Source organism: Butyrivibrio sp. VCB2006, from assembly GCF_000420945.1.
Classification (GTDB): Bacteria; Bacillota; Clostridia; order Lachnospirales; family Lachnospiraceae; genus Butyrivibrio.
This window is the reverse complement of record NZ_ATVX01000005.1, coordinates 162,009-187,262: the sequence shown is the minus strand read 5'-3', so window position 1 is coordinate 187,262 and position 25,254 is coordinate 162,009. Positions and strand designations below refer to the sequence as shown.

Annotated in this window: 19 protein-coding genes; all 19 read right to left on the bottom strand. The window is 41.8% G+C overall.

Annotated features, from left to right (window positions below):
• Positions 1–9 precede the first annotated feature (9 nt).
• The 19 genes from G613_RS0106665 to G613_RS0106575 all read right to left on the bottom strand — a co-directional run bounded on the left by G613_RS0106665 (position 10) and on the right by G613_RS0106575 (position 25,243).
• Positions 10–882, bottom strand: coding sequence for an alpha-1,2-fucosyltransferase (locus tag G613_RS0106665; RefSeq protein WP_029231921.1), 873 nt, complete (start codon positions 880–882; stop codon positions 10–12).
• A gap of 92 nt (positions 883–974) precedes the next feature.
• Positions 975–2,858 carry an asparagine synthase (glutamine-hydrolyzing) gene (gene asnB, locus G613_RS0106660; protein ID WP_029231920.1) on the bottom strand — a complete coding sequence of 628 codons (1,884 nt, stop codon included), beginning with the start codon at positions 2,856–2,858 and terminating at the stop codon, positions 975–977.
• Between the two features lie 12 nt (positions 2,859–2,870).
• Positions 2,871–3,965: a hypothetical protein gene (locus G613_RS0106655; protein ID WP_029231919.1), complete on the bottom strand. Its 1,095-nt coding sequence runs from the start codon at positions 3,963–3,965 to the stop codon at positions 2,871–2,873.
• Between the two features lie 28 nt (positions 3,966–3,993).
• A complete protein-coding gene (locus tag G613_RS0106650) occupies positions 3,994–5,514 on the bottom strand; it encodes an MBOAT family O-acyltransferase (protein WP_029231918.1) in 1,521 nt (506 codons plus the stop codon).
• Entirely contained in the window at positions 5,514–6,707 is a 1,194-nt protein-coding gene (locus tag G613_RS0106645; RefSeq protein ID WP_196805044.1) for a glycosyltransferase, read from the bottom strand. The genes G613_RS0106650 and G613_RS0106645 overlap by 1 nt, the downstream gene beginning before the upstream one ends.
• Positions 6,708–6,742: 35 nt before the next feature.
• Positions 6,743–8,686, bottom strand: a complete 1,944-nt coding sequence (gene asnB, locus G613_RS0106640) for an asparagine synthase (glutamine-hydrolyzing) (protein WP_029231916.1) — start codon at positions 8,684–8,686, stop codon at positions 6,743–6,745.
• A 21-nt stretch (positions 8,687–8,707) separates the two neighbouring features.
• Positions 8,708–9,808, bottom strand: a complete 1,101-nt coding sequence (locus G613_RS0106635; protein WP_029231915.1) for a glycosyltransferase — start codon at positions 9,806–9,808, stop codon at positions 8,708–8,710.
• A 21-nt stretch (positions 9,809–9,829) separates the two neighbouring features.
• Complete coding sequence (locus G613_RS0106630) at positions 9,830–11,032, bottom strand: glycosyltransferase (protein WP_029231914.1); 1,203 nt, start codon at positions 11,030–11,032, stop codon at positions 9,830–9,832.
• On the bottom strand, positions 11,032–12,477 hold the full coding sequence (locus G613_RS0106625) for a glycosyltransferase (protein WP_029231913.1): 1,446 nt from the start codon (positions 12,475–12,477) through the stop codon (positions 11,032–11,034). The genes G613_RS0106630 and G613_RS0106625 overlap by 1 nt, the downstream gene beginning before the upstream one ends.
• Positions 12,478–12,488: 11 nt before the next feature.
• On the bottom strand, positions 12,489–13,238 hold the full coding sequence (locus tag G613_RS0106620; protein WP_029231912.1) for a DUF2334 domain-containing protein: 750 nt from the start codon (positions 13,236–13,238) through the stop codon (positions 12,489–12,491).
• A 31-nt stretch (positions 13,239–13,269) separates the two neighbouring features.
• Positions 13,270–14,244, bottom strand: a complete 975-nt coding sequence (locus tag G613_RS0106615; protein WP_029231911.1) for an SDR family oxidoreductase — start codon at positions 14,242–14,244, stop codon at positions 13,270–13,272.
• A 69-nt stretch (positions 14,245–14,313) separates the two neighbouring features.
• Positions 14,314–15,630, bottom strand: coding sequence for a nucleotide sugar dehydrogenase (locus G613_RS0106610; RefSeq protein WP_029231910.1), 1,317 nt, complete (start codon positions 15,628–15,630; stop codon positions 14,314–14,316).
• Between the two features lie 51 nt (positions 15,631–15,681).
• A complete protein-coding gene (locus G613_RS0106605; protein WP_029231909.1) occupies positions 15,682–16,779 on the bottom strand; it encodes a glycosyltransferase family 4 protein in 1,098 nt (365 codons plus the stop codon).
• Between the two features lie 20 nt (positions 16,780–16,799).
• Positions 16,800–17,804: an ATP-grasp domain-containing protein gene (locus tag G613_RS0106600; protein ID WP_029231908.1), complete on the bottom strand. Its 1,005-nt coding sequence runs from the start codon at positions 17,802–17,804 to the stop codon at positions 16,800–16,802.
• A 2-nt stretch (positions 17,805–17,806) separates the two neighbouring features.
• On the bottom strand, positions 17,807–18,745 hold the full coding sequence (locus tag G613_RS0106595) for a 1-aminocyclopropane-1-carboxylate deaminase/D-cysteine desulfhydrase (protein ID WP_242826128.1): 939 nt from the start codon (positions 18,743–18,745) through the stop codon (positions 17,807–17,809).
• Entirely contained in the window at positions 18,742–19,356 is a 615-nt protein-coding gene (locus tag G613_RS0106590; RefSeq protein ID WP_029231906.1) for a sugar transferase, read from the bottom strand. The genes G613_RS0106595 and G613_RS0106590 overlap by 4 nt, the downstream gene beginning before the upstream one ends.
• Positions 19,357–19,378: 22 nt before the next feature.
• Positions 19,379–20,650: a DegT/DnrJ/EryC1/StrS family aminotransferase gene (locus G613_RS0106585; RefSeq protein ID WP_029231905.1), complete on the bottom strand. Its 1,272-nt coding sequence runs from the start codon at positions 20,648–20,650 to the stop codon at positions 19,379–19,381.
• 23 nt (positions 20,651–20,673) lie between these two features.
• Entirely contained in the window at positions 20,674–22,620 is a 1,947-nt protein-coding gene (locus tag G613_RS0106580) for a polysaccharide biosynthesis protein (RefSeq protein WP_029231904.1), read from the bottom strand.
• Positions 22,613–25,243, bottom strand: a complete 2,631-nt coding sequence (locus G613_RS0106575; protein ID WP_029231903.1) for an O-antigen ligase family protein — start codon at positions 25,241–25,243, stop codon at positions 22,613–22,615. The genes G613_RS0106580 and G613_RS0106575 overlap by 8 nt, the downstream gene beginning before the upstream one ends.
• Between the last annotated feature and the right edge of the window lie 11 nt (positions 25,244–25,254).

The following is a 25,254-nucleotide window of genomic DNA, read 5'->3' as shown; positions in this document are numbered from 1 at the left end:
ATTTTCCTTTTAGATAGCTATCTTTTTCATCCTTGAAGTATAGATATCGTCCATCTTTCTGTTGTTGATCCACTTAGACGGAGCAATAACTATCTTACTGGGATTATCGTTAAGCCATGTAGCCCACCAGCTAAATGAACTGTTAGCCATTATGTGGTGCTTGCATCTGCTCATAAGAGTCATCTCTGCAATATCAGTATTGGTATCCTCATCCAGATCAACCACAAAGAAATTCGGGCCTCTGAAATGGGCTCTGCACCATTCCTTATCATCTGTAAAAATAAAGAATACAGCACTTGGATATGTATTTCTCACTTCATCAATTGCAGACTTATAGTACTTTTCAGTACAAATATTGTGAATGTGATTGTGCTCCGCATCCACATAATCTGTTCTTCTGATATGAAGACTTACAGACTCACAGCACTCTATTTGCTGCAGAATTGTCCAGCTTACGCTGTCCTGCATGATATCCTGAGGTCTCTTCTCGAAAGCATCTCTAAGCTCTCTTTCTACCTCTTCATCGGTAAAATATTTATCACTCTGCCAGTAGCCCACAAGATAAGCATCCTCAACCTCAAGGATCCTGGGATCAAACATTCCCTCTTCCTCATCTATCCTGAAGGTCTTTCTGCCGGTAAGCTTTCTTCTGATTCTGCTAAAAATATCCATCTTGGAATCAGTAAGCTTAACTACTTCTGCCTTGCTGGCCCTGTCATACTCTATACCAAATCTCTGCAAAACAGGAATGCGAAGCTTGTCGTCAACAAATCCTGTCACGTCATCGATCTTAACTTCACGGCCAAGCTTCTTGAGCTGCCTATATAAAGCGTACTGGAACATCTGATTGCCCATTCCGCCCTTCAGCTGAATAATTATCATAAACTAGTCACCCTCAATAGAAATTTGCACAAATAATCAGTTTAATTATACTCTAATAGGCTGTTTTACTCAAACCACTTATTATCTGCCTTTTATTTTCTCTCATATTCCGCTTCATACCACTGCTGGAACATAAGAATGTACCATATCTGAATTCGGTAGATTCCTCTTTCTGTGAAATCTCTCCACATTCCCTCTACAACATCAGCATCAAGTATTCCCTGAGCTCTTATCTTATCCTTATCAAGCAGATCTTCAGCCCAAGGTCTAAGTTCCGGATCAAGAAGCCATTTTTCTATTGGTATGGCAAATCCCTTTTTTGGCCTCTCCATCATTTCCCTTGGAACATACTTGTAGAGAACATCTCTAAGTACCAGCTTACCAACGCCGTCTTTTCTAAGGTAATCGATAGGAAGTGACCAGGCAAATTCCACCACATCCCTGTCCAACATAGGAACTCTGGTTTCAAGAGAAACAGCCATTGCTGTTCTGTCCACCTTCACCAGGATATCGTCCGGGTGATACACAAGCATATCCATCAGCATGCATTCATGATTAACTTCGCTCATGAAGTCATTGGCAAGCTGCGTATACTTGTAAGGAAGTCCGCTATGGGTAAGTGCAATTTCTTTTGTCAAAGGATCCGTCTCATGCTCCATTCTGTGAAGGTCACAGGGGCCTTTTGCACCGAGAAGTGTTCCCTTTATTCTATAGATTTCCTTCTTTGCAAGAGGACTGTGAAGCACAATGGAGCTGGCCGGTTTTCTGATCCAATATGGAATATTATGCATCTTTCCCCAGATTCTGCTTATGGAATCATAGGAAGTATATCCGCAAAACAGCTCATCGCCGGCATCTCCGGACAAAGATACCGTAACATGCTGCCTTGTCATCTTGCTTACCAGATATGTGGGAATCTGTGATGAGTCTGCAAAAGGCTCACCAAACATTCTTGCAAGAGACGGAATAACATTCTTGGCATCTTTTTCTGTTATGTACTGCTCTGTATGGGTTGTGCCTAAATGTTTTGCTATTTCTGCAGCAATATGGGCTTCGTTATATTCTTTATCCTCCATTCCGATGGTAAAGGATCTTACCTTTCCCGGTGCTATGGACTGCATCAGCGCAACTATAGTGCTGCTGTCTATTCCTGCAGAAAGAAATGCTCCAACCGGAACATCAGCAACCATCTGATCTTTGATGGACTCCTTTAACAGTCTCTCCAGCTCAATTGCCGCTTCCTCTCTGGAACCTGTAAAAAGATTACTCTGTCCCTTATGGGCAACCTCTTTCATGGACCAGTAGCTTTCAGTCTTTGTCTCAAAGCTGTCAACATCTACAGTGAGGATTGTTCCGGCCTCCAGCTTGCTTATTCCCTTGTAGATTGAATAAGGCGCCGGGATGTAGCCTTCTGTAAAATAAATATCAAGTACATCAGTATTTATCTCATTGTCAAAACCATCAACAACTCTAAGGCATCCAATGTCAGAAGCAAAAGCAAAGGCACCGTCAACAATTCCATAGTAAAGAGGTTTCTCACCGACTCTGTCTCTCGCCAGAGTTACTGTGTTTTTCTCCTTATCATAGACAGCTATTCCAAACATACCCTTGCTAAGAGTCAGGGTTTCTTTTATTCCATAATGCTCAATGGCCTCCAGAAGGACCTCCGTATCGGAAGTACTCCTAAACTCTGTGACTTTACCTTCTCTAACAAGCCTGTCCTTCAGAACTTTGTTATTATAGATCTCTCCGTTATAGACCATCACCAGTCTGCCGCTGTGGGAGACCATGGGCTGGGCACCATTTTGTGACAGGTCCAGAATAGACAGTCTTCTGTGTCCAAGAGCAACCTTGCCATCCTGGCTGATAAATACGCCATCTGCATCAGGTCCTCTGTGGATCATCCTGTCATTCATCTTCTGTATATTTTCTTTTGCATCCTTTTTGTACCTAATAAGTCCCGCTATTCCGCACATAAACTTTCCTCATCATTTAAGAAGTTGACCATAGTCAAAGGAATTCAAATACTCTTTTTCCATCAAAAGATATTCATCCTTATTGCCGGCTGTAATCCTGCCAAATCCTGTGTATTCACTCTGCTGTGCTTCTTCCCCATCAGCAATATTCTTCATGATAAAATCATTAACTTCGGGACAGTAATGGGCTACGTCCCTATAATTATCAAGATTGGTAGTAATATCAGTAAAAAGAGTGAAGCTGTAAATATGAATGTTATCACACTCAAGCATCTGCTCTATTGCTGCCTTTTTGTACTCCAGCATCTGATTTAACTTACCCTCACTTCTAAGTCCGCCCCAATATGCCATTGAATAGGGTGGAAAGAAATACAGAAATGTTGTCTCAGGGTGCATTCTGGCAAGCGACACCACATTCTGTTCCATATTCTCCGTGAGTATTGTGTAATCTTCACTTGTAGGTGCAACCTCCGCGCCCTGCGTGAATTCTTGCACATTCTGAAGTATCAGTTCTTTACTGAAAACATTATTGTCTCCGGTGTAGCTATACTCATCGAAACTAGTATATCCACCTTCTACGCCCCTGATGTACCTTAGGATTACAGGAAGAGTATAGTTAATTATAACATCTCTGTTCAGCAGGTATTTCACATCATCAAAGGGATTACTGTTTGTAAGCCATACAGGATACTCTCCCATATCAGTTCTTATTTCATCCTTATCCACCACCAGTAGAGAATAATCCAGGGGCCTTAGAACATATTTGGGGTCATGCCCTGATCTATAGGCAACCATAAGGTCATCATTAAGTTCCTTGTAGGTAGCACCTGAATAGGAAACCTTAACGGAATTAGTACCCATAAGTTCATCAAAAAGAGAAGCCTTAAAATTCTCTGCCATGGAGGTTCCTATGATCATAGAATCATAATCAAAGTACTTGGTAATTCCATCATTCTGAGATCTTTGCTCATAGAGCTCATAATAGAACTTGCCATTTGGGGCTCTATAGTGGAAAAACGGATCAATATAGAAAACCATGCCGCCAAAAAGCAGGAAGATTCCCAATATCAATATTAAACTTGTGATAAAGAACTTTTTACCCGACATTATTTCCTCATCAGTTCAAACTATAAAATCAAAAATTAAAATACAAAAACGTTGATACTTTGCCAAGAGACAGAACGCATATTACAAAGAGAACGCAGGTACCCACAAGGTTCCATACATTTCTTTTTTTCTTGCTCTCGTAATTATTCGGAAAGGCCAGTACCAGGATCAGTGCCATAAGCATTATGAAAACGGTACAGAAAATCAGTGTCCAATGCTCTGAAGGATTTGCACCTATAAGTGCAAACAAATACCTGATTTTGGGAATTCTGAAATACTCCAGTACCTCATCTCCCAAATAATAGTAAGGAACAAAGAGTCTCTTTATCAGCTCGAGGAACTGTTTAACACTATCTGCCCTAAACAAAAGCCATGTCACATTAATAAATACAAAGGTAACGCACCACTGGACCACCTTAAGTACAAAGAGCCACAGACGGCCTGTTTTAAGCTTATTAAGAGTATCACATATTTTCACGTACAACCCATGAGTCAGCTTATTGAAGCACTGGCCAAGACCATGGATAACACCCCAAAGAATGAAGGTCCAGTTGGCCCCATGCCACAATCCGCTTATAAGAAATACTATCATTACATTGATATATGTTCTTACCTTACCCTTTCTGTTTCCACCAAGAGGAATATAGATATAATTCGTAAGGAATCTGGTAAGAGTCATATGCCATCGCTTCCAGAAATCAGCAACGGATAAAGCCTTGTAAGGAGAATTGAAGTTCATTGGAATCTTGAAATTAAACAATCTTCCAAGACCAGTGGCCATATCACTGTATCCGCTGAAATCAAAATAAATCTGGAATGTATAGGCCAGCATAACAATCATTATTTCTCTTGGAGTAAGCGCATTTTCACCGGTAGCATACAGTGCTGCCTTTGAAAAGCCGAAATCAACTGCGTTTCCAAAAGTATCCGCTATCAGTATCTTTTTCGCAAGACCTCTGGTAAATAGAATAAGGCCCTCCGAGAGATTATCAAAATTAACAGACCAATTTTTCTTATCCTTAAACTGTGGAATCAACTCAGAATGAAGAACTATAGGACCTGCAACAAGCTGTGGGAAAAAGGATACAAAAAGAGCATAGTCCAGGAAAGAATAATCTTTTGTCTCCCCCTTATAGGAATCCACAACGAAGGATATCTGCTGGAATGTAAAAAAGCTGATTCCCAGAGGAAGCATTATATTTCTAAGAACAAAATCAGTTCTGAAAACTGTATTTATATTACTCAAAAAGAAGTCATAGTACTTAAAGTAAAAAATCAGAGCCACGTTAAATACTATGCCTACCCAAAGATAACCTTTTTTATTTTTAGCAGCTGCGTTTGCCATCCTCCTGGATATCAGGAAGTTCACACAAATACTCACGCATATGATGGCAAGATATGAAGCATTAAAATAGCCATAGAACCAAAGGCTCATACCAAGAAGGTATGCCTTGGCCCATTTATCCTTGCCGAAATGGTGAAGCGCAAAGTATATGATCAGTGCGAGAGGCAAAAAGCACAGTATAAAAATATAAGAATTAAACTGCATTAAGCTTTTCCCTTTTTCTTTGCGAGTATCTCTTCAAAATACTCTTTCCATTTCCTATTAACTTCTTCAGGACTGTATTCGCCCTGAACATAGGTAGCATTTTGGCCAATCTTGTCGGCCATTTCTTTATTCTTGATAAGACGCAAAATTGCCATCTTCATAGCATCCTTATCTGCAACAGGAACAAGAAGACCAGTTTTACCGTCTTCAATCAAATCCCTTGGTCCGCCGCAGGGGCAATCTGTAGAAATGCATGGAAGTCCAAGACTCATTGCCTCTATAAGAGCGTTAGGCATACCCTCCTGGCTTGAAGCCAGAACAAACATGGCTGCCTTCTCTATGTGTTCTGCAACGTGTTCAACGTTGCCTGCAAACTCTACATTGGAGCCAATTCCCAGAGACACTGCAAGTCGCTGCAGTTTAAGCCTGTCAGGGCCATCTCCGTAAAGCTTAAGTTTATAGTCGCTAAAGCCTTCACGAACAATCTCAGAGAAAGCTTCCATTACCATGGCCTGATTTTTGTTCTCATCAAGCCTTCCCACCATAACAATACTTTTTTCCCTTTCCCCTACATATCTTTTCCTGATAAAGGATGGATTTATAGAGTTGGGGAGTATAGTACATTTTCTCCTGATGTAGGCAGGGAAAAACTTTTCTGCCTGAGTGGTCTGCACAACGACACCTGCTGCCTTCCCGAAGGTCATCAGCATTCCGGTCTTAAGTGCCTTTGTATCATACTCCATATAGGGATCGGCACGAACAGATACAACAACCTTGATATCCTCTCTGGTTGCTGTCGAAAGTGCCATGATATTATTCTTGCCTATAAAGCTAAGAACAATGTCAGGTTTAAGCTCTTTCCAGATTTTCCGAAGCTTTTCTTTTCTAAGCTTAAGATTGGCTGCCCTGCTCTTCTGCTCCTCCTTAAGAAGTGCAGAAAAGACTCTTCGTATTCCGCCCTTCTCGTCGCCTTCAAGGTTTACCCAGACAGGGTTTTCCTCTGTGTCGCAGGCTAAAGTTGCACCGTCGGCTCCTGCAGGAACCACCTTCCAGCAGGCGTGCTCAACCTGATACTCTTCATGGGCAAGATAGGTAGTAACAAAAGTAACCTTGTAGCCCTGGCTCCAAAAATACTCCGCCAGATTTACCATTACTCTCTCTGCACCGCCCTTTTGAAGAGATCCTATATACATGGCTATATGCTTTTTGCTTGCTTTGTTATTAGTCATCATAAAATGTGGTAGTTATACCATTGCTGGAAAATATAGAATGACCAGGCAATCTTACTGTAGTTTGCACCTGTTGCCGGGCCGGCATCTCCGTTTACTACGTAGTTGTTTATAAATCTGGATACATAATCCGGATCAAATACTCCCTGCTTTTTAAGGAAGGACGTACTACTGTAATCAAGCAGCTGCTCCCTTAAAGGGCCTCTGAGCCACTGATCCATAGGAACACCAAAACCTGTCTTTGGTCTGTCCAAAAGCTCCTTAGGAATGTAATCATAAGCAATATCCTTGAGGATATGCTTCTTATCGCCATTACAATACTTGAACTTATGAGGTATTCTGAAGGAATACTCCATTACATCAGTATCCATGATCGGGCATCTGGCCTCCAACGAATACTTCATGGAAGCTCTGTCCATCTTAACCAGAATATCCTCAGGAAGATAAGTATCCATATCAAGAAGCATCCTTCTGACCTGGAAGTTATCCACCTTATATATGGACTCCATAGGATAAAGAACAGGAGCAATATTATCCCCAAGATTATAATCTGTCTCCAGATACTGCCTTGCTGTCATTGGAATATCCAGGGTTTCCTGTCCTGTAATAAAAGCATGGGATGCTCTTACATATCCTTCGGAAACAAGCTGTGTCTTGGTCTCCGGATCTCTGTTTCCGGCAACCACCTTAACCCTGAATGGCATCTTATCAATCAGTCTGCCACCGGGAACAGGTATCTTGCCGATCCCGTTTACGATTGCTCCCGGAATCTCAAGCATCTGTGCCTGTCTTACGTTGTCATAAATATTATAACCGCAGAAGAACTCATCTCCACCGTCACCTGAAAGAGCAACTGTTACATCTTTTTTAGCCAGCTTACACACCAGCATTGATGGGATTTCTGAGTTGTCTGCGAAAGGCTCATCATAATACTGCGGAATACTGCTGACCAGCTCGAACATCTCTTTTTCCGAAATATAGAGTTCTGTATGGTCACATCCAAGGTGGGCAGCTACCTCCTTGGCATAAGCAGCCTCGTTATACTGAGGAACATCAAAGCCAATACAAAATGTTTTTACAGGCTTATCTGAAAGTTCCTGTGCAATCGCTGTTACAAGAGATGAATCATATCCGCCTGACAGGAATGTTCCTAGAGGCACGTCAGCTATCATTCTTCCGGCAACGGAATGTCTAAGGCGCTGCTTAAGGCCCTCTTTGGCCTCTTCATAGCTGGTTACAGGGTTTGCACTTTCCCTTGCGTAAACTTCTTTAACATCCCAATATTTCCACTTTTTGATATTTCCGTTTCTGAACTTGAGAATTGTACCGGGTTCAAGCTTGTACACATTCTCAAAAATTGTATCGGGAGCCATTATATACTGCTGATACAGATATCTTGGAAGGAGCTGTCTTCTGATTTCTCCCTTAAATCCGGGGCACTTCATAATAGGCTTAAGCTCTGAGGCAAATACGATATTGTTATTATCAATCCAGTAAAAGAGTGGTTTCTTACCTATTCTGTCTCTTATCAGGTAAACATCCTGAGTTTCCCTATCATAGAGAGCTATAGCAAACATACCATGGATATGGTCCACCATCTGAATGCCCCAGCGAAGGTATGCCGCAATGATTACCTCAGTGTCGCAGTTTGACTTAAAAGGGTATCCGTTAAGTTCTTCTTTAAGCTCGAGGAAATTATATATCTCACCGTTGAAGACAATGGTTATTCTGCCATTTTCCGAATGCATTGGCTGATGACCAAGAGGAGAAAGATCAAGTATCGAAAGTCTTCTCTGGGCAAGGCCGATGCTGTAACCATCGGTTCCCTCATAGATAGCAACACCACTATCATTAGGACCACGATGATACATGGTATCATTCATGATCCTGAGGTCATCTTCTGATATTCTCTTTTTAGATATGTATCCGCAAATTCCACACATAAATAATCGTTTGCTCCGTTATCATGTTCTAGTCACTTTTTCCAGATAGTCTTTCCACTGAACAAAGATAGCTTCTACGCTTGCGATCTGCTCAATTTCTCTGGCCTTTGCTCCCATCCTGTTTGCCAGCTCTTTGTCCTCGATGAGCTTACAGATTCTGTCAGCAAGAGCATCTTCATCTCCCACCGGGATCAAAAAGCCATTTTCACCATCTCTGATTACAGCCTTAGGGCCGCCGCAAGGACAATCAGTTGAAACCACCGGCATTCCCATAGCCATGGCTTCAAGAAGTGAATTGGGCATACCTTCATAATCCGAAGAATATGCATAAACCTCACCCTTAGGTATCTCCTCGTCAAGCTTATCACAGGGGCCCATAAGGTGAATAAAGCTTTCAGCCTTGTTGTCAGCTATTATTTTCTCCAGAATTTCCTTGGTGCCGTCAAAAGAATCCGGTCCGTATACCTTAAGTTCATAGTCCGGATGCTTTTCATGTACCTTAAGGAACGCCCTAAGAAGCATCGGCTGGTTCTTAAAATCCACAAGCCTTGCGTGGTGAACTACGCACTTATCAGGGGTATCACTCCTCTTAACCTTGAAATACTTGGAGTTAATAGGATTCATGATTACTACTGAATTGTCCTGCAAATATGGCTTAAAGAACTCCTTTTGCTCCTGAGTCTGGAAAACGCATCCGGCAGCCTTTGGGAACAGCCATTTTATCTGAATCTTATCCGAAAAGGCATCGTAATAGCCAATCGGATTAATTCTCACGGAAATAACCACCGGCATTTTAGTGTTTCCTGCCGCCATAAGAGCCCTGTAATTGGCTCTGTGGGCAAATGCCACCAAAATATCCGGCTTATACTCTCTAACAAATTCCTTTAAGTACTTAACCCTTAAAAGAAATTTCGTAACTCTGCTCTTTTTTTCATCGCCTTCTCTTAGTCCGACATGAACTCTCGTGACTCTTTCATCAAGCTCAAATTCATTCTCGTCATACCATTCTGTGGCGACATATACTTTTATGCCTTCCTCTGCAAAGCGGTTTGCCAGGTTAGTAACTACTCTTTCCGCTCCGCCCTGACAAAGGCAATTTAAATGGAATGCTATTGATTTCATATATTTTCTGCCTTGCTAGCATTATTCATATTCTGAAAGTATCTTGTGGATGCTTTCTTTATAGTTATCAGGGGCATAGTCAAGGGCACGCTCATATGCCTTATCACTATAATACTCTCTGGACTTATCACTCTCAAGTAAACTGCATATCTCATCAGCAAGTATTCTCTCGCCGTCAGTGATATACTCAGGGTCCATATTTACATTCTCATCCATATCCGGGATCAGAATGCCATACTCGCCGTGAACGCACTCCGAAACGCTTGCTCCGTCAGGCTTTTTGGCAACCAGTTCATTGTACTCTTCATCAGAAAGAAGAATTTCTCTTGGACCGGTCTTACAGTCCGCGGAAATAACCGGCTTTTTTAACGCCATTGCTTCAAGCACTGCGTTTGGAAAACCTTCATGATTGGAGCTGCATACATAGATATCTGATTTTCCAACATATGCAAAAGGATTCTTTTTAAGGCCGGCAAAAGAGGCCTTTTCGCCAACTCCAAGTTTATCGGCAAGTTCCTTGTATTCATCCCAGTTTCCGGAGCCCAAAACCAATAGGCGCGCTTCTGGATGCTTTTTATAAACAAGGGCAAATGCCTTAAGAAGATGCCATATTCCTTTTATGTAATCATTTCTGCCAGAGCAGGATATAACCTTAACTCCCTCTTCATTTTCAAAGGGGTAATCTGTGATTTCTTCAAGGCTCTTTGCCTGAATATCCTGCACATCAAGCGGATTGTAGATATAGGAGCTCTTATCATAATTATAATCTGATGAAAGCTGCCTCATAATTTCTCTTGAACAGGACAACACCTGATCTGATCTGCTGCAAAAGAGCTTAATCTGATCCGGTCTTTCCATATCTGTCTGGCATCGAAGTCCTGTCAGCACCTTTTCTTTGCCTCTGGAAAGAACATTTACGTAATTTGCAGAACTTCCAAAGCTGTAAGAAATATCTATCTTCAATTCTTTTTTAAGTTTTTTAACCTTGTTGACGCGCTTAAATACATTGAGGATTTTGTTGACTGTACCTTTCTTGGAAGGCACATCTATATCCACAATATTAAGTCCTGTAACATCGTAGTTGATATCCTTGGAGCTGAATATACAAACCACAACATTATAGTAGTCCTGCATCAGCTTGGCGGTTGCGACGCACACACGCTCAAATCCACCCTGATGAAGCATAGGGACCATAAGCATCAAATTTTTCTTTGTGCCATCCATTAAAAATGTCCTCTTTCGTAGAAAAAGCCCATAAGCTTAGCCTGGGATTTAACATCAAAGCCTGCTGCCTTAAGTTTTCCCTGTATATATGCTGAAGACTGCTTTCTATCTCCGATAGAATACTCTATAGATCTGTGAATATCTCTATCCGCATGTTTGGGAACATTAACCTTTTCAAAGCCTGTGCCCTCATCAAGAAGATCAAAGTCAGGCATATCTTCAGTTTCAAATATACTCTCCGGTCTCTCACCTGCTATTGCGGTCAGAGTCTTGTTGAGCTTGATTTCCTCAGCCAGGGCATCGCTATGATAATCCTCATGAAATAAAAGGTCATCCAATATCTTGCGGGCCCAATCTCTTGGCTCAGAGTTAATACTGCGCATTGAAACAAGTTCTGTAACATTAACCTCAGGGGTTATCGCATCTGAAACAAGGCATTGAAGTCCTGCTGCCTGCGCCTCAACAACGCTTCCAGGAAGTCCTTCATACCTTGACGGGAAGCAGAAATAGTCCATTGCCTGATAGTACTCGCTGGCATTGCTCTTATTACCTGCAAAAATACAGCGGTCATAGATATGGAGTCTGTCTGCCAGATGCTTCATATCATCCATCAGTGGCCCCTTGCCCAGCATTAGTAATCTGACTCTCATGCCGTGAAGCATGCTGTACTGATTAAGATCATCATTATCCAAAATCCTGCACATCTGTGCAAATACATTAAGGAGAAATTCGTGGTTCTTGGCATATCTAAAGCTTCCCACATGACCTATTACAAGAGCATTGCTGACCCCAAGCTCTTTTCTGATCTTATTTCTCACTGCTTCGTTATACGTAAAATGTCCAAGATCAATGGCGTTTGGAATAATACGCACATTTCCGGCATTAACCATATCTTTACCGAACACAGCAATACCGGCTTCCTTGGAGCAGGCGAAATTATAATCTGTGAGACCTTCCCTCTGAAGCGGGGCCCTGAATATCTTGGTGGCAATTCCCTTGACACCATTGTCTACTCCTGCACTTCTGGCATGGGCGATACAAATTGGAATACCTGATTTCTTAGCTATAGGAAGATAAATAGCTGCTGTACTGGTCATATGACCCTGCACCATTTTCCACTCGCCTTGATGCTCCTTAAAAAGCCTCTTAAGCGCAGCCTTGTATTCAACAAGGTTTGTTCCAACAAACTTAGGGACGCAGAAAATTCTGCCTCCCAGCTTTTTTACGCTATTATCAAAATAGTCCGGCTCCCTGACTGCCATAAGTTCATCAGAAGTCGGACTCTTTTTTCCTGTTTTTTCCGGCGAATAGTGTACTAGGAAATCAAATTGTATCTTGTCTCTATCCATATTGCGATAAAGATCAACGATACGGCATTCTGCTCCACCAACGCCAAGTCCCCCTAATACGTGGAGTATACGTATTTGTCCATACCCGTATTCCATCTGGTCCACCCTTATTTCTTTGAAAGGTTTCTTTTTAATCTGACTGCATAAAATTTGGCTTTAGCAGTCAAAAACTCCTGGGCTTCTTCCTTAAGTCCCCGGATTTGTGAATCGTAATGCATGAATTCGTCATAAGATACCACATCCGCTCTGCTAAAGAGCTTCTCAAAGGCATCAAAGTCTCTGTCTGACATAGTACCTGCATGATATACAAATGTAACTATACCCTCTTCCTTACTGGATAAAGTCTTGGCCTTACTAACAGAAATCGGATAAAAGGTTATTCCATCCATCTCATAGGGCTGAGTGCCAAAGCCATCTGTAATTCTGTAAAAGCCGTTTACTTTGAGAGCTTTCAGGGTATTTCTGTCATAGGAATGTGAAGGCGCCATGAAAAAGTCAGTGATTATTCCATGACTCTTAAGTATGCGCTTTCCTTCCCTAATCATTTCATCCTGTCTGGGATAAGCTACGCCTGCAAACTCAGACTTATCGCTTATGGGGAACATTCCTGCTTCCCTTGTAGTATATACATGATTATATCCATGCATTGCTACTACCCAGCCTTGCTGGTGAAGACCTCTGATGTACTCCCAGAAGTCCTCTCTGGGGGCACTCTTTTTTAATTTCTTGTCTTTATTATCAGGCACCACACCAATAAGGGGCTTGATATCATGCTTGTCCAAGATTGCCTTGAACTTGTAGAACTTCTCAAAGTCCATATCAGGTGTGATGTCATCCATTCGAATTGCGATTTTCATATAATATCCGTATCATATGAGGCATCAGCCATCATAGGTTTTCCTTGTACCATTCTATTGCCAGTGTAATTCCGGCCTTGAAATCAAATGATGGGTCATAACCCAGATTCAGTCTTGCCTTGGAAATATCGGCATTTGAATCTCTTATATCACCTGCACGTGGTGGTCCAAAGATAGGCTCAACATCCATTCCAAGTGCATCTGTAAGATGGTGATAAACATCTATCAGGAATTCTCTTCCGCCTGCACCGATATTGTAAGCCTCTCCGGCAGCTTCTGAAGATGCAAGGCAGGCACGAAGGTTACCTTCAATTACATTATCAACATAAGTAAAGTCTCTTGACTGCTTACCATCACCGTTGATAGTTGGTGTTTCTCCGTTCATGAGCTGACGAAGGAATTTAGGAATTACAGCAGCATAGGCACCATTTGGATCCTGTCTTCTTCCGAATACGTTGAAGTATCTAAGTCCGTATGTATCAAGACCATAGAGCTTTTTGTAAAGCTTACCGTATTCCTCATCAGTCTTCTTGGTAAGAGCATATGGTGAAAGAACGTTTCCTTCCTGACCTTCCTTTTTAGGAAGAACCGTAGAATCTCCGTAAACAGAAGAACTGGAAGCATAAACAAACTTCTTAACACCGTTCTGTCTTGAAGCTTCCATCATATTAAGTGTTCCTCTGATATTGATTTCCTCATATAAAAGAGGCATCTCAATACTTCTTGGAACAGAGCCCCAAGCGGCCTCATTCAAAACGTAGTCTACTCCCTTAGTAGCCTCCATACATGCATCAAGGTCTCTGATGTCCTTCTCGATGAATGTGAATTTAGGGTTGCTCATAAAAGGCTGAATGTTCTCGATATGACCTGTAGAAAGGTTATCCATACATCTTACTGTATAGCCCATATCAAGAAGTGCTTCACAAATATTTGATCCGATAAATCCTGCGCCACCTGTTACAAGGAAGACTGAACCTTCCGGAAATTTTAAATCTCTAAATCCCATTTTCTTATATCCTTCCATATATCCATATGATATACGCATGATTTCACTTCGTTCTCGTCATGCTGCAAATTACAGTCTCCAGTAATCAAACTCAGGAGCTTTGTAGTCTTCAAGGTTGTAAATACCCTTGAGGTCCATGAATACCTTTGTAGCATGCTTAGCATTGAAGAACTTAGCAATGTCTGCTGGCTTGTATTCCTTGAAATCTTCATGTGCCACAGCCATGATAACTGCGTCCATATCCTTAACAGCATCAAGTGTATCAAACTCGATACCATAAAGTCTCTTAGCTTCGTCTGCATCTGCCTGAGGATCTACTACTACAGGAGTGATTCCGTACTCACCAAGCTCCTTGTAGATGTCGATAACCTTAGTGTTACGTGTATCAGGACAGTTCTCCTTGAAAGTAAAGCCAAGGATTGCAACCTTAGCGTTCTTGACAGGAATGTCATTAGCAATGAGTCTCTTTACAGCTGACTCTGCAATATATTTACCCATGTCATCGTTGATACGACGGCCTGAGAGAATGATCTGTGAATGATATCCAAGTTCCTCAGCCTTGTATGTGAGGTAATATGGGTCTACACCGATACAGTGTCCACCAACAAGTCCCGGTCTGAATGGAAGGAAGTTCCACTTTGTACCTGCTGCCTCAAGAACGCTCTTTGTGTCGATACCCATCTTGTTGAAGATGATTGAAAGCTCGTTCATGAAAGCGATGTTGATATCACGCTGTGAGTTCTCGATAACCTTGGCAGCCTCAGCAACCTTGATTGACTGAGCCTTATATACACCTGCAAGAGCAACAAGGCTATATACATTTGCTACTTCCTCCAGGGTCTCTTCATCCATACCTGAAACGATCTTGGTAATAGTATCAAGTCTGTGTACCTTGTCACCTGGGTTGATACGCTCTGGTGAATATCCAACCTTGAAATCTACGCCGCACTTAAGGCCTGATTCCTGCTCAAGGATTGGCACACAGATATCCTCTGTAACACCAGGGTATACAGTTGACTCATATACAACTATTGATCCCTTTGTAAGGTACTTACCAAGTGTACGGCTTGCTCCCTCTACAGGTGAAAGATCAGGAGTGTGATCGTCATTAACAGGTGTAGGTACTGCTACAACGTGGAATTTACACTCGCGAAGCTTTTCAGGATCTGCTGTGAATTCTACAGTTGTCTCCTTGATAGCATCGTTACCAACTTCTCTTGTTGGATCAATTCCCTGCTTGTATAGCTCAACCTTGGCAGCGTTGAAATCATAACCTACTACCTTGATCTTCTTGGCATAAGCAACTGCGATTGGCATACCAACGTAGCCAAGACCTACTAATGAAAGTTTCTCTTCTCCTGAAAGGAGCTTTTCATATAAACTCATTGTGTTTCCTCCACACTAAATATGTTCTCTTATCAAAAAATTACATAGCTATTATACTACTTCTGTCAATTCTCGCACATATGCGTCAACCACGCGCATTCTGTCAAAATGCTCTGTGACCCATTTTCTTCCGGCCAGACCCATTTCTTTTCTCTGATCTAAGTCAAGGCTCATAAAACGTTCCAACGCTTCATAAAGGCTCTCTTTATTTCTTGGCTCAAATAGGATTCCGGAAACATCTCTGTTTACTATTTCCTTACATCCGCTTATGTCTGAACAGATAACAGGTCTTCCGGTGGCTGCTGCCTCCATAAGGACATTACTCATTCCCTCATGGTAGGATGGGTGAACAATGGCATCCGCCTCTTTCATATAAGGATGAATATCCTTCTGGAAAGGTATCATCTTAAGATAGCCTTCCTTCTGAGCTTTATTCACCAGTTCCTCGTAATCATCCTCAAAGTATCCAACTGCCGCAAAAGATACCTTGTCTCCATACTTCTCATGAAGCTTTTGAGCACTGCATAGGTACTCCTCGGTTCCCTTTTCCTTCATGAGTCTTCCTATGTAAAGGAATCTTGTTATATCATCCGCATGTCCGGGATATTCTTCAAATCTGTGTTTTTCAAGATTAACTCCCGAACCGCTTACAGTCACATGTTTCCCTGCTCTGATTCCGTGCTGCTCAAATATCTTTCTGTTGGTATCATTCTGGAAAAAGAGACATCTGCATTTCTTAAGTGATACCTTATACATGGCCACTATGAGCTTAAGCAGCATTCCGCCTCTTTCAAAGGTGGAACCAAGTCCTGTAATCGTGGACATATACGGTATATGAAGACATCTGCAGGCAAATCCGCCGTAAATGTTGGGCTTAATAGTATATGTAAGAACAACGTCAGGTTTTTCAGCCTTAAGAAGCTTCTTGTAGGCATTGAAAAGAGCCATATCCTGAATGGGATTAACTCCGCGCCTGTTAATGTCCGTATGAATAACTCTGCAGCCCTCTTCATTAAGTTCTTTGTTTTTTAAATCATCAGGAAGGCTGATCACTACTTCATAGCCTTCCTTTAACAGTCTCAATAGCAGTTCATTTCGAAAGTCATAAAGACCGCTTGATGAATTTGCCAAAATAAGTGCCTTAGGCATACTACTTATCCTTACTTTTCTTAATTATTTCGCTCGGTTATAACAAGCTTTTCTTCCGGAAGAACACAGAGTTCATTGTATTTCATCATGTACACGCCTTCCTGGTAATCGCCAATGTTCACCGGATTCTCAATTCCTTTAAGATTATTGATGATCTGTCTTGGGAAGTTTACTCCGCATGCGTAAGCATGTGGATAACCGCCGCCAAATCTTGGATTAACCTCTGACAGATACCAGGTATCTGTAGCGTTATCGTAGAAAAGATCTATATCGATCATTCCTCTGTAACCAACAGTCTCAACAAAGGATACTATCTGTTTAAAGAGATTCTCATCCTTAACAGATACGGACTTATCAGTCTCGCCTGCTCTCATCTTAATTTTTTCCTTGAGGAAAATTGATGTGCACTTTCCTGAGATCATATCGATATACACATCAGCGCCATACTCCTGGCCCTTCATATACTCCTGAATGATAAGGTCGTCATAATCATGGAAAAGAGCTATCAGCATTTCCTTGGATTCAACTGCATTTATGTTGATAGAAGCGCTTCCCTTTCTTGGCTTAACAAAAACAGGGAAACTAACATCTCCCTCTGACATTGCATTCTCAAAGTCTTCAATTGAAAGATAACACTTTGCTGTTGGAATGCCCAGCTTAACCAGCATCTCATACATCTGGTATTTATCAAGGCTTGTCTCGCAAAGCTCGTAAGAAGACACAATAGGAGTTACCCCTATTTCAGTGAATCTGTCTGCGTTCTCTGCAAGAAGAGACAGCTCAGGGTCAATGAGGCTGAATACTCCATCTATTTTTTCTCTTTTACAAAGTCCCAAAATCTCATCTACATAGAAAGGATCCTTGATCTTGGGAACGATAACAGCCTTATCGGCATCATAAATTGCCGGTCCAATATTGGAACAGTCTGTAGCAATAACCTTTCCGTTATTGGCAAGTTCATGCTTGAAAGCCTGTACTAACTTATTTCTTGTTCCTGCACTCAATACTAATATGTTTGTGCTCATATTCACCTCCGCATTTTATTCAGCTCATCAAAAAACAGTGGTGTTCCTCCGGTGTGGATAAAAAGAATGTTCTTATCAGCTATACTGTTCTGTCTGATATATTTCTCCATACCAAGGAATGCTTTTCCTGTATAGGTGCTATCCAGTGGCATTCCATACATAACAAGTGATTTTTCTATAGTGCCCTGTATTTCTGTACTGTCCACACCATAACCATCTCCGGTATAGTCATCCAGGAAAATGGTCTTGTCCTGAATCTCACCCTCTGAGTATTCACCATTAAGGTAATCTCTAATGCTGTCTATAACCACATCCCTGCCTCTTGGATTCTTCCTGGCAATGCTGATACCGATGATTTTTCGGTCATCCCCATGTATCAGCTGGCCGCATACAAGACCTGCCTGAGTAGTTCCTGTTCCGGAAGCAAAAAAGATATAGTCAAAATGAATCTTATTCTCTTTTTCAAACTCTATGATTTCATCATAGCACTCTACATAAGCCTGAGTACCGATATTTCCATGTCCGCCGCCCATGATGAAATATGGCTTGTGTCCGTAATCTGTAAGTTCCTGCATTTTACTATCTATTGTGGCGCTGACGTCATTTACAGGAACTGTGATGATCTCTGCCCCAAACAGTTCCATCATGCGACTGTTATAGGTACTGTCACTTACTTCCTGCGGGCCGATGATAACACATTTCATGCCCCTTTCTGCCGCCATATTGGCTACCACTCTGCAGTGATTGGAATGGCTGCTGCCATAGGTCACCACATAGTCATAATCTCCCTTATCAATATCCTCAAAAAACAAGAACGCTTTTCTTGCCTTGTTTCCACCAAAGGAGTAGGGGATCATGTCTTCTCTTTTTACATAGAGAGACTTAAACTCATCACTATTAAGTTTGCATATAGGTGTCATGTACGCCATAAATCTGCTCACTCTTTAGCCTGCTGCTGTCTGTATTCGTCAAAATCAGGAAGTGCATTAAGCACAACTCCGTCATGGGACAAAACAGTCTTCACAGTATCAATTATAACCTTCAAATCCATAAGGAAAGTCAAATGTTCTACATAATAAACATCGTATTCAAATTTCTTTTCCCAGGAAATTGCGTTCCTGCCGTTAGCCTGTGCCAGGCCGGTAAGTCCCGGTCTTACACTGTGGCGAAGTCTCTCCCTCTCGTTATAGTAAGGCAGATACTTGACCAGAAGTGGTCTTGGCCCTATAAAGCTCATGTCTCCTTTGAGAATGTTGAAAAACTCAGGGAGCTCGTCAAGACTGGTTGCTCTGAGTTTCTTACCAAAGGAGGTCAGTCTTACTTCATCAGGAAGAAGATTTCCGTTCTCATCCTTCTCATCAGTCATGGACCTGAACTTGTACATTCCAAATATCTTTTCATCCTTACCGGGGCGCTGCTGCTTGAAGATAATTGGGCTTCCAAGCTTAGTCCTGACAAGGATTGCCAGAATAATATACAGCCATGAGAAAAGGATTATAACTATAAGGGATAACACTATATCAAATAGTCTTTTAAAAAAATGTTTATACATAAAACCTCGGCAAATGCGTTAATTATGCAAAGCAGCGCTTAATTATCTCAATGATCACATCCTGCTGCTGCGGAGTCATCTTGTTGTCACTTGGAAGGCATAGACCTCTTTCAAAAATGTCCATACCCACATCAGGAACTGCTCCCTCATTGATGTAAGCATTGCTTCTTGCTCTTCCGTTTCCGCTTTCTGTAATAAACGGATTCATTCTGTAAACAGGCTGCATATGCATAGGTTTCCAGATTGGTCTTCCCTCTGCATTGTACTTGGCAATTGTCTCCAAAATCTCAGTAGGGCAGCTCTTTCCGGGCTCTGTTGAATAAAGAACATCTTTTTCTCCACGAACCTGCTTGCACATAGCGTCCTTATCGATCAGGATACATGAAAGCCAGTAATTAGGCTCACTGCAGCTCTCATCATATGGATTCATGGTCACAGGAAGATCCTTAAAGCCTTCCTTGTAACGCTCATAAATAGCCTTCTTCTGAGCAATGTGCTCCTCAAGATACGGAATCTGTCCTCTAACAACACCGGCGATTACATTGCTCATACGGTAGTTATAGCCAAGCTCCTCGTGCTGATACCAGGTAGCATCTTCTCTTGCCTGGGTTGACCACTTACGAACCTTGTGGGCATCCTCTTCATTATTTGTCAGGAACATTCCGCCAGCAGATCCTGTAATGATCTTGTTTCCGTTAAAAGAAATAATGCCGTAATCACCGAGAATTCCGGTCTGCTTGCCCTTATAGGTTGCGCCCAGAGACTCGGCAGCATCCTCTACAATAAGCGCATTATGCTTATCGCAGATATTGCGGATTTCATCCATCTTGCCTGGAGTTCCGTAGAGGTGAGCAATTACAACAAGTCTAACCTCAGGGTAAATCTCAAAAGCCTTCTCAAGGGCCTTAGGGCTCATGTTCCAGGTGTCATACTCTGTATCGATAAATACAGCCTCTCCGCCTTCATAGGCAATAGGATTAACTGTGGCATCGAAGGTCATATCTGAGCAGAATACCTTGTGTCCCTCAAGACTTCCATGACCAACCTTGGTCTGTCCGTAAAGTCTTTCACCTGCGAGCTTGATTGCAAGATGAAGAGCTGCTGTTCCGGCAGAAAGAGCCACTGCATCCTTGCAGCCAACCTTCTCGCAGATCATCTTCTCGGCCTCGTTGATGTTAGTGCCTATTGTGGACATCCAGTTGGTGTCATAGGCTTCCTGAATGTACTTGATTTCTTCCCCATGCATTGTAGGTGAAGAAAGATAGATTTTGCTTTCGAATGGCTTAAGTTCCATAATATTACTCCTTGTCTCCCATTTTACTGAGAAAGACCACTGTTTATAATTTCAGAAGTTTTTTCAAGCGCTTCTTTTCTGTCTCTTGTCATAACATATCTGTGAACATCAGGATGATAGGTTTCAACAATCTCTTTTACCAGCTCCCTAATGTTTGGAGATTCCTCCTTGGCTGCAACATTAAGCTTCTCAAGCTGCGAAAAGAACTTCATCTCATCCATCTCAATAGGCTTACCGATATGGATCATCTTGTTGGATGTCTCCTGAAGTCCCTCCTCATCCATTAGCATCTCTTCGTAAAGTTTCTCACCTGGACGAAGTCCGGTAAATTCAATCTTGATATCCTCTCCAACCTTATATCCGGAAAGCTTTATAAGGTTTTCTGCAAGATCAAGGATCTTGACTGGCTCACCCATATCAAGGACGAATATCTCACCGCCCTTTGCGTAGGCACCGGCCTGAAGAACCAGTGAAACTGCCTCGGTAATTGTCATGAAGTATCTGATGATGTTAGGGTCTGTAACTGTAACAGGACCTCCTGCAGCTATCTGCTTCTTGAAAAGCGGAATAACCGAACCGTTGGATCCAAGAACGTTACCGAATCTTACAGCAACAAACTCTGTATCATAGTGCTTGTTAAAGGTCTGAACAATCATCTCGCAGATTCTCTTGCTGGCTCCCATGACATTGGTTGGGTTAACAGCTTTATCTGTGGAGATAAGTACAAACTTCTTGGTGCCGTTCATGGCAGCTGCCATTGCAGTCTTCCAGGTACCAAATACATTGTTCTTGATAGCCTCTCCCGGGCTGTCCTCCATAAGAGGAACATGCTTATGAGCAGCCGCGTGATAAACAATATCAGGCTTGTACTGTTCAAAAATAGAGTTGATCCTCAGGGTATTTCTAACTGAAGCTATAAGTACTACAAGATCCATTTCAGGATACTTGCGAACCAGCTCCTGCTGGATGTCATAGGCATTGTTCTCGTAGATATCCACTATGATAAGGCGCTTTGGCTTATGACCTGCGATCTGACGGCAAAGCTCTGAACCGATTGATCCGCCGCCTCCTGTAACCATAACAACCTTGCCGCTTACATATCCGGCAATCTGGTCCATATCTACCGCAATAGGATCTCTTCCAAGAAGGTCTTCTACCTCAACTTCACGAAGTCTTGATACGTTAACCTCTCCGTTAACCAGCTGATACATTCCCGGAAGCGAACGGAGCTTACAGTTTGTATTCTTGCATATCTCCAGGATCTTTTTAAGTTCCGGTCTTGATACTGAAGGCATTGCCACAATGATCTCATCAATATCGTAGAGATCAGCACACTCTTCAATCTTATCTCTGCCACCGACAACTCTGATTCCCTGGATATACTTGCCCCACTTATTTGTGTCATCATCAATGATGCACTTAACGGACATGGTAGAGTAGTTACTTGTAATAATATCCTTGATGATAATGTTGGCAGCTTCTCCTGCTCCGATTATCATTACAGCCTTGCTGTTGTTCCTGTTCTCTACCCTGTGCTTCTGACTGCGAAGGAATCTGTAAGAAAACCTGCTTACAAAGATCATTGACAACAGAATGAAGGTGTACAGGAAATAGTAACTCTGTGGAACCGGCTGTGACTGGGATTTAAAGAACTGAAGGCCAATCGCATTGATAACACCTGAAATAACACAGGCCATAACCAGATTCTGAAGTTCTCTTTCTCCTGCATAGGCCCAAAGGCTGTCATAAAGTTTGAACAAATAGAACACGCCAAAGGTCAGCAGTATGTTTATAGGCAAAAAGGTATTAACCGGAGTTAAAAAGTGATCCGGAATAGTATCAAGCCTAAACTCATATCTCATCAAAATAGCAATATAACTAGCAAAAATTATGCTGATAATATCGTAGATAATAAGGCCCGTTCTTCTATAAAGTTTTTGATAATTAAAAGGCTCTTTTTTCTTACTCATTCTTCTTATCCTTAAAAATCATCCCCGCGAAAGACAGCATCAGTGCAACAGTCATAGGATTGCACAGATGGAATACCCACTCTGTCATTCCTGCCACAACAAAACCTATAGTAATAGCAAAAGAAATAAGCGTGAGAGGATCATTTTCCTTATTTCTCTTGTACATGCTGATGCCTGCGACTATAGCAAACAGAATCAGCATCACAAAAATCACACCTGTGACAATTCCATTGTCATAGGCTACCTGAATATATGTATTATGGGCATGTACTGCAATTTCTCCGTTTGGAAGAAGTGCCCCCATTTCATCATGCCCCTTCATGTTAAGTTCATTAAGATATGATTTGAAAACAGTGATACGTCCGTTGGAAATAACATCAAGTCTGCTATTCTCATCAACATATCCGTTTAGAGTATCCATAAGCATTATGAACTCAGCATGAGTAAATCCGTTTGAAACAAGATAGTCGCCTACAGCCTCCGGAAGAGTTATCCTTCCCTGTTCCTGCTGATAATACTCTTCTACGGAGTTATCAATCGGGTAACCATAGTTATCCAAAATTGGCTGACCATTTCTATCATAGTTATGAACATCGGCAGGGTAGATATAATCTCCTGCATCGATGCCCAAAATCTTAATTCCAAAAAGATTTACAAATCTTTCAACGCACATAAAGTTGGGGTTATCCCAGGATGCGCCGCCTCTGATGGCATAGTCTGCATCATCAATCACATAAAATACAGGCTGTGCAACCATGGTTGGTACAATTCTCTGAAGTGTAAAGGCTGCTGGGAAGCATACAAGTACTGACACCAGCATTACCCCAACGATTCTCAGGAACTGCTTCTTGTACTGGCTTATCACCACAAGGATTACACACAAAACAACCGCGCAGATTGCTGCATATGCTGTTCTTGATACTGTAAATATGGCATATGCCATGATCCATCCAAAAAGAATGATCTCTTTCCATGCTGTCTTAAACAGCTCCGCAAAACGTTGTCCCTTAGGGAAAGCCACAACCTTAATAACCAGCATAACCGTAGCTGCCGCTCCCATAAAGGTAAGGTATTCGGCAGTAACTGTTACTGTGTGGAAGATGAAACCAAATCTTCCGCTTACATATCCCGGGAAATATCTGTGAAGCAAAGAAAATCCCAGTGAAATGGCAAAGTTGAGCATAAGGCCACCGGAAAGAATCTTGTACCAGTCCTTCTTGCCCTTCCAGTAATATAGCCTGAAATACAGACCGCCATAGATAAGTGCCAGGTAAATTCCCCAGGTTCTTGTGTTCCTGAAGATAATAAGCATTGCAAAAAGAATGATCAGCGCACATCCAAACCAGCTAATGCGATAGCTGGTTCCAAAGGCTTTCTTTTTGCTGCGTATATTGTGAGCGATTCTGGAAATCATTGTCCTTACGAGACAAATAACAACAAATCCTGCCAGGATAACAATCCATATGAGATACTTAAGAGCCATGTTCTTAAGATCAAACTCTTTTTCCTCAGGAGTAAAGGAATTTGCTCTGTAATAATTGATGGCTCCCACAATGGATATCACAAGCCAAATAAGATTAAATACATTAAACACATCCTTAAATGCAAAGGTGAGGATAATCAAAAGTAACAGGCAGATTATCATTCTTCTCTCAGATAAGGTGTGATAAATATCATAAAGTCCGTTCATATAATCGCTGGCATGCCATATAGCAAGAGCGATCATCAGCATCTGAAGGACATAGATAACTTTGTTTTTGTCTGATACGCCTTCCCAGAAGGATATTCCATACTTGTGGCTTACAACCTTGTGATTTATTGCATAAAATGTCATACCTGCGGCAATAATAAGACCCAACTCATAAAAAATTATATCCACAGCCCTTGAATCAAAGACTCTAAGCGGAAATACCATAATCATCAGAGTGGCAAAGCACACTGCCGCTATAGGATTAGCCACAACCCTGATAGCGCTTTCGCCTGTTGATAAGGTGTTAAGCTCAGGATGCTTTTTGAAAAACAGCTCTGTAACAAGTAAAACAACAATGCATGCTACAGTCAATGCAAGAATTCCTATAAGAGACAGGCTCTTGGCCATAGGGATCCTGTAGTTATAGGTGGCATAAATATGTCTGCCCGGAATCTCTTCCCAGTTGTAAAAAAGGCTTCCCACATATCCGACTTCATCTGACAGATCCTCAAGTCCCACCGTATATTTGGATCTACATCCCTTAATTCCTATATAGTATTCCTTGCCGACTTCTACATTAAGCTCCATAGGCACATTAACGAAGCCTGGAATCTCGACCCCTTCTGTATCTATAAAAGTCCTCAGTATCTCACCGGCGTTTTCATCATACACAGAAACGCCTATATATCTGCCATTTACCATTTCAGATACATAAACGTCAACACTGCTAAGCCTGTCATATTGAGCTACTATTTTCTGCATCAGGGTGTATTCGTAATTGACTACCCCTGAGTTCTCCGTAAATTTACCTCCGGCAGAATATTCCTGAACACCGGTCCAAATTCTAAACGGAAAAATACTCAGAATAGCTACTAGCGTAATGAGTAATGCAGTTAAAGTAATTGCTGTTTTCTTACTAATAATCTGTCTCATAATCTAAGGTT